The following is a 7,919-nucleotide window of genomic DNA, read 5'->3' as shown; positions in this document are numbered from 1 at the left end:
GGTCTCGTCGGACGCCGGGGCGGGAGGTGCGCCCCGCTCCTGTGCGTCGTCCGTGAGGCCGAAGGGGTCGGCCCGGGTCTCGTCGACGACCGGGGGCGGCGGCTGCGGGGCGCGGGGCATGACCGCCGCCTCGGAGTGGCCGCCGCAGCCGAAGGCGAGGGAGACGACGTGGCCGTCGGCCGGGCTGTACTCGTTGGCGCAGATGCCGAACGCCTGCCGCAGCGAGCCCGCGATGGGGACGAGGAAGCCGCAGCTCATGCAGGCGGCCGGGGCCGCCTGGGCCATCGGCGCCTTCGGCCCGTAGGACTCCTCCCAGCGGTCGGCCGCGGCGTGCAGCCCGTAGCGGGAGAGCACCCGGGGCCTGCCCATGCCGGGCTCCACGGCGACGCCGCCGATGGCCGCCCGCAGCGGTCCGGCCTCCTCGGTCTCCCCGTCGGCGACGGGCGAGTCGGGCAGCGGCTCGTCCTCACCGGAGAAACCGGGCTCCAGGCGCAGGTCGTCCGCGTCGGTGGGCAGCAGGTCGCCGGGGCCCAGGTCGCCGGGGCGCAGGCGCTCGCTCCAGGGCACCCACTCGGGGGCCAGCAGCGCGTCGGAGCCGGGCAGCAGCACCGACTCGTCGACCGTGACGTTCTTGGCCCGGGAGGCGCGGGCGACCGTCACCGCCCAGCGCCATCCGCGGTAGCCGGGCTCGTGGGCCTCGAAGAAGTGCGTGACCACGCGTTCGGCGTCGGCGACGGCCTCGATCCACGCGCCGACCACTCCGGGTGCCGCCGTCTCCTCGGCCGCGGCCCTCGCCAGCTCCACGGCTTCGGCACACAGCTTGTCGGGGGCGCGCCGGCTCCGCGCGCCACGGCTCGTACTCCGGGTCGCGGCAGTCATGCAGCACTCACAAGAATCGTCTCTCCTACGCCGTAGCGCCGTTGTCGGCGTGCACTGCCCGGACGGCCACGAGTGGAGGGGCCGGGTCGGGGACGGAGCGGGACCGGGTGGCCGCTGCGACGTCCGCGCCCGCGCTCAAAGGCCATACGGTGCGCACCGTTCACCCACGCTACCCCACAGGGTCACGGAAGAAATCCGCAGCCAGCCCTCGGACGGCTCGCACTGTCTCCTCGCCACGCCTGTGGACGGGGCGGCGAGGGGGACAGCGGTGACGGAAACGCCCCCTTGGGAGACCTGCACAAGAAGCGGAAGAAAGGGGAGAAACGAACGCCGCGATCTGGTGCACACTGAACGGCGTGCCTGTCGACAAGCCCGGCAAACCCAGCAAAGGCAGCGGGGTGCGCCGCGTCGCACGCGGCCTGCGGCGGCCACCGGCCGCACTGGCCCGCCGCGTGAGGCGCGCCACCCACGCGGGCGGCGCCGGTGAGTCCGGGCTCGGCAAGCTCATCGAACTGCACGCCGTCAACTCGGCGGGCGACATGCTCATCACGGTGGCGCTCGCCTCCACCGTCTTCTTCTCCGTCCCCACCGGCGAGGCCCGCGGGCGCGTCGCGCTGTACCTGGCCGTGACGATGGCACCCTTCGTGCTGCTCGCCCCTGTCATCGGTCCGCTGCTCGACCGGGTCCCGCACGGGCGGCGCGCCGCGATGGCCGCCGCGATGCTGGCCCGTGCCCTGCTGTCGCTGACCATGGCGGGCGCCGTGGCCACCGGCGGTCTGGAGCTGTATCCGGCGGCGCTGGGGGTGCTCGTCTCGTCCAAGGCGTACGGGGTGGTGCGCTCGGCCGTGGTGCCCCGGCTGCTGCCGCCGCGGGTGTGGCTGGTCAAGGCGAACTCGCGGGTGACGCTCGCGGGGCTGCTGGCCACCGGCGCCGCCGCGCCGGCCGGTGCGGCGCTGCACGCGCTGGGTGCCAGGTGGCCGCTGTACGGGGCGTGCGCGCTGTTCCTGCTCGGTACCTTCCTCTCCTTCTCACTCGACCCCAAGGTCGACTCGGCGAAGGGGGAGCGCCCGGCCCGGCTGGCGCGGACCGCGCACACCGAAGGGACGGGCGAGGAGCGGAGTCGGGAGAAGCCCGGTCTGCGCACGGTCGGGGTCTCGGTGGTTCGTGCCCTGTGCGCCAACTCCGCGCTGCGCGCCCTGTCCGGGTTCCTCACCTTCTTCCTCGCCTTTCTGCTGCGCGAGCACCCTTTCGACGGGCTGTCGGCCGCCGTCTCACTGGGCCTGGCAGGTGTCGCGGCCGGCGGCGGCAACGCCCTCGGTACCGCGCTCGGCGCCTGGCTGCGCGCCCGCGCCCCCGAAGTGATCATCACCTCCGCGCTGCTGGGCGCGCTGGCCGCGGCCGTCACCGCCGCCGTGCTGTATGGAACGGTCGCCGTCACCGCCCTCGCCGCGACCGCCGGGATCGTGCAGGCCCTGGGGAAACTGTCGCTCGACGCGCTCATCCAGCGCGACGTCCCCGAGCAGGTCCGCACCTCCGCCTTCGCCCGCTCGGAGACCCTGATGCAGATGTCGTGGGTGGTCGGCGGCGCGCTCGCCATGGCGCTGCCGCTGGCGGGCCGGCTCGGCATGGGGGTGGCGGCCGGTCTCGTCGCGGTCGGTGTGCTCACCGCCGCCCGACGTCTGCTGGCCGCCGCGCGGCGCGGCACGCCGCATTCCCGGGTGGCCTGAGCCGCGCGCGGGGTGCTGCGGGCGCTCGCGGCGCGGCACGCCGCACCCCCGCGCGGTGGAACCGGGGGCGCCCGATAGCCTGCCCGCATGAGCAAGCTCGCGCGGCAGGGCCGCATGTCGTCACAGTCGCGGCGGGGCGTGCGCACCGCCTCCGCCCTCGGTGCCGCCTCGCTCGGCCTCGTCGCCCTCTCGGCGTGCGAGCAGCCGAGCCCCATGGTGACCGCGACGGTCGGCGGGGACTCCGTCTCCACCGAGGCCGCCTGCTACGACGACGGCAAGGCGATCCCGCAGGACGAGGTGCGCAAGTGCCTCGGCAAGAAGGCCGACGAGACGATCTCCGTCAGCACCGGTGACAAGCTGCGCATCGGCGTCGACCCGAAGACCGCCGACGACGGGTGGCTCGTCCTGGTCGACGGGAAGCCGGCGCTGTCCGAGCCGCTGAACAAGACGTACTACTCCTTCCAGGGCGAGGTCTTCTTCCAGCAGGCCTCCGCCTCGGGGCAGCCCTCGGCGCCGAAGAAGAGCGTCCAGGTCACCGTCGTACAGACCTCCGGCGGCGACTTCAACGGCATCTGGCACCTGAACCTGAAGAACAGCAAGAAGTAGCGGCGGAAGCCACCGGCGAGGGGGACGGCGACGTGCTGCGACGGTTTCAGCGGGTGCTGGTCGTGGCCGCCGTACCCGCGGAGCGGGAGGCGGTGGCGGCGGCCACCGAAGGGAGCGCGCCGCACCTCGACGTGCTCGTCGGCGGCGTCGGCCCGGCCGCCGCCGCGGCCCGCACGACCACCGCTTTGATGACAGCCGCGCACGAGGGCCGCCCCTACGACCTGGTCGTCTCGGCGGGCATCGGCGGCGGCTTCGCCGCCAACGGCGTGCACGTCGGCGACACGGTGATCGCCGACCGCCTCGTCGCCGCCGACCTGGGCTCGGAACTGCCCGCGAGCCCGGAGCATCCCACCGGCTTCGCCTCCGTCGCCGACCTGGGCTTCGGCACGAGCGAGCACCGCCCCGCCGCCGCGCTGGTACGGGCCGTCGCCGAGGCCACCGGCGCCCGGCAGGGCACCGTGCTCAGCGTCTCGACGACCACCGGCACCCGGCACCACGCCGACCTGCTCCTGACGCGCTGTCCGACGGCCGCCGCCGAGGCGATGGAGGGCTTCGGCGTCGCCGAGGCCGCGACGGCGCACGCCGGCGGTGTGGACTTCCTGGAGATCCGCACCGTCTCCAACGCCGTCGGCCCGCGGGACCGTGCCGCATGGCGGATTCCGCAGGCGCTGGCCGCGCTCACGGCCGCCTTCGGCAAGCTGGTCCCATAGCACGACACAGAAGGAGTCCGTCATGGCCACAGCAGCGCCGCTCTCGATCGCCTACTCGCCCTGCCCGAACGACACGTTCGTCTTCGACGCGTGGGCGCACGGCCGGGTACCGGACGCCGCTGCGCCCACGGTGACGTTCGCGGACATCGACCTCACCAACGGCATGGCCGAGCGCGGCGAGTCGGACGTACTGAAGGTGTCGTACGCCGTGCTGCCGTGGGTGCTGGAGCAGTACACGCTGCTGCCGTGCGGCGGGGCGCTGGGCCGCGGCTGCGGCCCCCTGGTGCTCACCGGTCAAGCAGGTGACGCGGCGGCGCTGAGCGGGAAGACCGTGGCCGTTCCCAGCGAGCGCTCCACCGCGTACCTGCTCTTCCGGCTGTGGGCCGCCGCCGAGGTGCCCGGCGGGGTGGGCGAGATCGTGGTGATGCCGTTCAACGAGATCATGCCCGCGGTGCGCGACGGCAAGGTCGACGCGGGGCTGGTCATCCACGAGGCCCGCTTCACCTACCAGAACTACGGGCTGCACAAGCTGGCCGACATGGGCGAGCACTGGGAGGCCACGACCGGGCTGCCCATCCCGCTCGGCGCCATCATCGCCAAGCGCGCGCTCGGCACCGAGACGCTGCACGAGCTGGCCCGCGCCATCCGCACCTCGGTACGGATGGCCTGGCAGGACCCGGAGGCCTCCAAGCCGTACGTGCTGGAGCACGCGCAGGAGATGGACACGGCGGTGGCCGAGCAGCACATCGGGCTGTACGTGAACGAGTTCACCGAGAACCTGGGCGAGGACGGCTACGCGGCGGTCCGCGGGCTGCTGGAGCGTGCCGCCGCCGAGGGGCTCGTGCCGGCCCTCGCTCCGGACGCGCTGGCGTTCCCGTAGCCACGCCGTTGCCCGCGCCCCTGCCGGGGCGCGGGTGCCGGTGTCAGACGTCGAGTTGGTCGGCGACCGCGCGGAGCATCCCGGCGATCTTGCGGCCGTGCTGCTTGTCGGGGTAGCGGCCACGCTCCAGGGACTGGGAGACGCCGTCCAGCAGCGTCGTCAGGTCCTGCACGATGGAGGCGAGCTCGTCCGGCTTGCGGCGCTGCGCCGCGGCCACGGACGGGGCCGGGTCCAGCAGCGACAGCGAGAGCGCCTGGTCACCGCGCTGTCCGGCGACGACGCCGAACTCCACCCGCTGCCCGGGCTTGAGCGCGTCCACCCCGTCCGGGAGCACGGAGGAGTGCACGAAGACGTCACCGCCGTCGTCGCGGGAGAGAAAGCCGAAGCCCTTCTCGCTGTTGAACCACTTGACCTTGCCGGTAGGCACGTCTGTCCTCGTCCTCGTACTCGTCCGGATGCACCGGGCTGCGGCTGGTTGGCTGCGGCTTATGGGGAAGCCGCGGCCGGCTGGAAACTGGTTGCTGGCGCTGCTGGGGCGGGCCAGGCCCCGGGACCACCGCTGGCGCCCCCGACCCCCGATCCCCCGGAATAGCAGTCGGGCGGGCCGCATGACCCGCCACCACCAAGGTTAATGGCCCGGCGCTCCGTGGCAAGGTGCCACAGAGCGCGAGGTGGCACCGGACGGATCCGGACCGTTCTTCCCGAGTGCTTCCCCGATGTGCCGAGTGCCCCGCTGCCGGAGCACTCGCACCCGGATCTACCCTGTGTGGGTGAACACTGAAACTCCGTCCGCCGGTGATCTTCTCGTACGCATCGGCGGGATCGTCTTTCTGATCGGCGCCGTGGCCACGGTCGTCACGGTGGCCCCGCTGTTCCTGGGCACCACGCCTTTCCCGTCGCCCGCCTACCTGGTGTGCATGCTGATGGGCATCGGCTTCGTACTGGCGGCGGCCGGCGTCGTCCGCACGGCCCTGGCCCAGCGGCGCACCGCCCACGACGCCTGACGCACCCCGAAGGGGCGCGGGGAACTGCGCGACAAGCCACAACCAACCCGCGGACCACGAACAGTGGCACCCCTTGCCGGAACAAGGCCCCGGAAAAAGCCCTACGCGGCCGAACGGCCGTCCCCGGCGAAGGCGGCCAGCCACGAGGGGAAGCCGGTCAGATCGGGCAGCACCACGTCGGCGCCCGCCGCGGTCAGCTCGCCCGCGTCGCACGGCCCCGTGGCGACAGCCACGGAGACCGCGCCCGCCATTCGCGCGCCCCGCACATCCCCCACGTGGTCGCCCACGTACGCGGCGGCGCCGTGCGCGGTCAGCGCCTCCGCCTTGCCCTCCGCCCACAGGTCGCCGACCAGCACGTCGGGGCACAGGCCCAGGTGTTCCAGGTGCAGCGCCGCGCTCGGCCGGTACTTGGCCGTGACGACGAGCGTGCGTCCCCCCGCGGCCTTGACGGCCTCCAGCGCGGCGCGGGCACCCGGCATGGCGGCGCTCGGCTCGATGGCGTGGTCCGGGTAGAGACTGCGGTAGCGCTCGGCCATGGCCGGGATCTCCTCGGCCGGGAACCAGTGCGCCATCTCCTGCACCAGCGGCGGACCGAGCCGGGTGACCACCAGGTCCGCGTCGATGTCCACGCCCGTCTCCGCCGACAGCCTGCGCCAGGTGGCGTGGATGCCGGGGCGGGAGTCGATCAGCGTCATGTCGAGGTCGAAGCCGACCGTGGGGCCCGTGCCCGTGGACGAAGCGTGCGCAACCATGCCGGACATTCTGCCTTGCCCTTCGGCCTACACTGAGGCAGCCTACTGACACTTAGGCCTGCCTTACCTACCCATGTCCCGGCGCCGGGCAGCAGACGAGAAGAGAGCAGCGCCATGCCTTCCGTACCCCGACCGTCCGGCCGCCCCACCGGGCCGGCGAACGGCGGGCCGGCCGACGGGACGTCACCGGACGCCGGGAGAGGCGGGATAGGCGGGAGCGGCAGGAGCGGCATCAGCGCCGGGAGCGGCAGCACTGCCGGGAGCGGCCGGAGTGCCGGGGAGGGTGCGGACGGCGCGAAGGGGCCGGGTGCCGCCCCGCGCGACCGGCGGCGCGGCGTCCTGGCACGCCGGATCGGCTGGCTGCTCGCCGGAGCCGTCGCTCTCGCGCTCGCCGCCCTGCTGAGCCTGGCCCTGGGCAGCCGCGCCCTCGCGCCCTGGGCCGTCTGGGACGCGCTGCTGCACGGCGGCCACAGCAACGCGGCCGAGGTCGTCAGGGGCATGCGCCTACCGCGGACCCTGGTGGGCACCATGGTCGGCGCCGCGCTGGGGCTCGCGGGCGCCGTCATGCAGGGGCTCACCCGCAACCCCATCGCCGAACCCGGCATTCTCGGCGTCAGCCAGGGAGCGGCGGTCGGTGTCGTGTGCGCCATCGCCTTCGCCGGCGTCCACACCCTCGCCGGGTACGTGTGGTTCGGCTTCGTGGGCGCCTCGGCGGCGGCTGTCGCCGTCTACGCCGTCGCGGTACGCGGACGCGGCGGAGCGACCCCCGTGAAGCTGGCCCTGTCGGGGGCCGCCGTCAACGCGCTGCTCGTCGCGGTCGTCTCGGGCATCCTGACGACCCGCGCCGCGGCGTTGGACGAGTTCCGTTTCTGGCAGGTCGGTTCCCTCGCCGACCGCGACGCCACCATCGCGGGGCAGGTCTGGCCCTTCCTGCTGGCCGGCGCCCTGCTGGTGTTCTCCGTCGCCCGCGGGCTCGACGCGCTCGCCCTGGGCGAGGAGGTGGCACGCGGCCTGGGCCAACGCGTGGGCGCCGTGCGGATCGTGGGAGGGCTCGGCGCGACCGTACTGACCGGTGCCGGCGTGGCGGCGGCCGGGCCGCTCGCCTTCGTGGGCCTCGCCGTTCCGCATCTGGCCCGCGCCCTGGTCGGCGGCTCGCACCGCTGGCTGCTGCCGATGGCGGCCCTCCTGGGACCCGTCGTCCTGCTCGTCTCCGACGTCCTCGGCCGCCTGGTGATGCGCCCCGGCGAGGTGCCGGCCGGGGTGATGACGGCGCTGGTGGGCGTGCCCTTCCTGGTGACGCTGGTCCGCAGAAGGGCGCTCGCCGCATGAACGGCTCCTCCCCCTCCGCCGGGCCCCTGCCC

9 protein-coding genes are annotated in these 7,919 nt (G+C 74.1%); 6 read left to right on the top strand and 3 right to left on the bottom strand.

The features are described 5' to 3' along the window. Positions 1-879 (bottom strand): DUF3027 domain-containing protein (locus AB8Z75_RS28005; protein WP_369206767.1); only part of this gene is annotated, 879 nt, incomplete at its 3' end. 398 nt (positions 880-1,277) lie between these two features. On the opposite strand from AB8Z75_RS28005, the gene AB8Z75_RS28000 reads away from it, so the two are divergent. The 4 genes from AB8Z75_RS28000 (at position 1,278) to AB8Z75_RS27985 (ending at position 4,802) form a co-directional block, all read left to right on the top strand. Beyond that, entirely contained in the window at positions 1,278-2,606 is a 1,329-nt protein-coding gene (locus AB8Z75_RS28000; RefSeq protein WP_369206768.1) for an MFS transporter, read from the top strand. 87 nt (positions 2,607-2,693) lie between these two features. Continuing rightward, a complete protein-coding gene (locus AB8Z75_RS27995) occupies positions 2,694-3,212 on the top strand; it encodes a DUF2771 domain-containing protein (protein WP_114020274.1) in 519 nt (172 codons plus the stop codon). A 32-nt stretch (positions 3,213-3,244) separates the two neighbouring features. Next, the gene (locus AB8Z75_RS27990) at positions 3,245-3,922 is read left to right on the top strand and encodes a futalosine hydrolase (protein ID WP_369206765.1); all 678 of its coding nucleotides are present in this window, start codon (positions 3,245-3,247) and stop codon (positions 3,920-3,922) included. 22 nt (positions 3,923-3,944) lie between these two features. Next, on the top strand, positions 3,945-4,802 hold the full coding sequence (locus AB8Z75_RS27985; RefSeq protein WP_369206763.1) for a 1,4-dihydroxy-6-naphthoate synthase: 858 nt from the start codon (positions 3,945-3,947) through the stop codon (positions 4,800-4,802). Positions 4,803-4,845: 43 nt separating this feature from the next. On the opposite strand, the gene AB8Z75_RS27980 is transcribed toward AB8Z75_RS27985, so the two are convergent. Next, positions 4,846-5,229: a cold-shock protein gene (locus AB8Z75_RS27980; RefSeq protein WP_114016134.1), complete on the bottom strand. Its 384-nt coding sequence runs from the start codon at positions 5,227-5,229 to the stop codon at positions 4,846-4,848. Between the two features lie 343 nt (positions 5,230-5,572). Here AB8Z75_RS27980 and AB8Z75_RS27975 point away from each other — a divergent pair, with 343 nt between their 5' ends. After that, positions 5,573-5,806 (top strand): hypothetical protein, encoded by a 234-nt coding sequence (locus AB8Z75_RS27975; protein WP_369206762.1) that lies wholly within the window; start codon positions 5,573-5,575, stop codon positions 5,804-5,806. Positions 5,807-5,907: 101 nt separating this feature from the next. On the opposite strand, the gene AB8Z75_RS27970 is transcribed toward AB8Z75_RS27975, so the two are convergent. Then, positions 5,908-6,558 (bottom strand): HAD family hydrolase, encoded by a 651-nt coding sequence (locus AB8Z75_RS27970; RefSeq protein WP_369206760.1) that lies wholly within the window; start codon positions 6,556-6,558, stop codon positions 5,908-5,910. A 114-nt stretch (positions 6,559-6,672) separates the two neighbouring features. On the opposite strand from AB8Z75_RS27970, the gene AB8Z75_RS27965 reads away from it, so the two are divergent. Then, a complete protein-coding gene (locus AB8Z75_RS27965; RefSeq protein ID WP_369206758.1) occupies positions 6,673-7,887 on the top strand; it encodes a FecCD family ABC transporter permease in 1,215 nt (404 codons plus the stop codon). Positions 7,888-7,919: the final 32 nt, after the last annotated feature.

It is taken from the genome of Streptomyces sp. PU-14G (assembly GCF_041028275.1).
Taxonomy (GTDB): domain Bacteria; phylum Actinomycetota; class Actinomycetes; order Streptomycetales; family Streptomycetaceae; genus Streptomyces.
The sequence above is the reverse complement of the archived record's forward strand: the minus strand, read 5'-3'. Positions and strand labels throughout refer to the sequence as shown.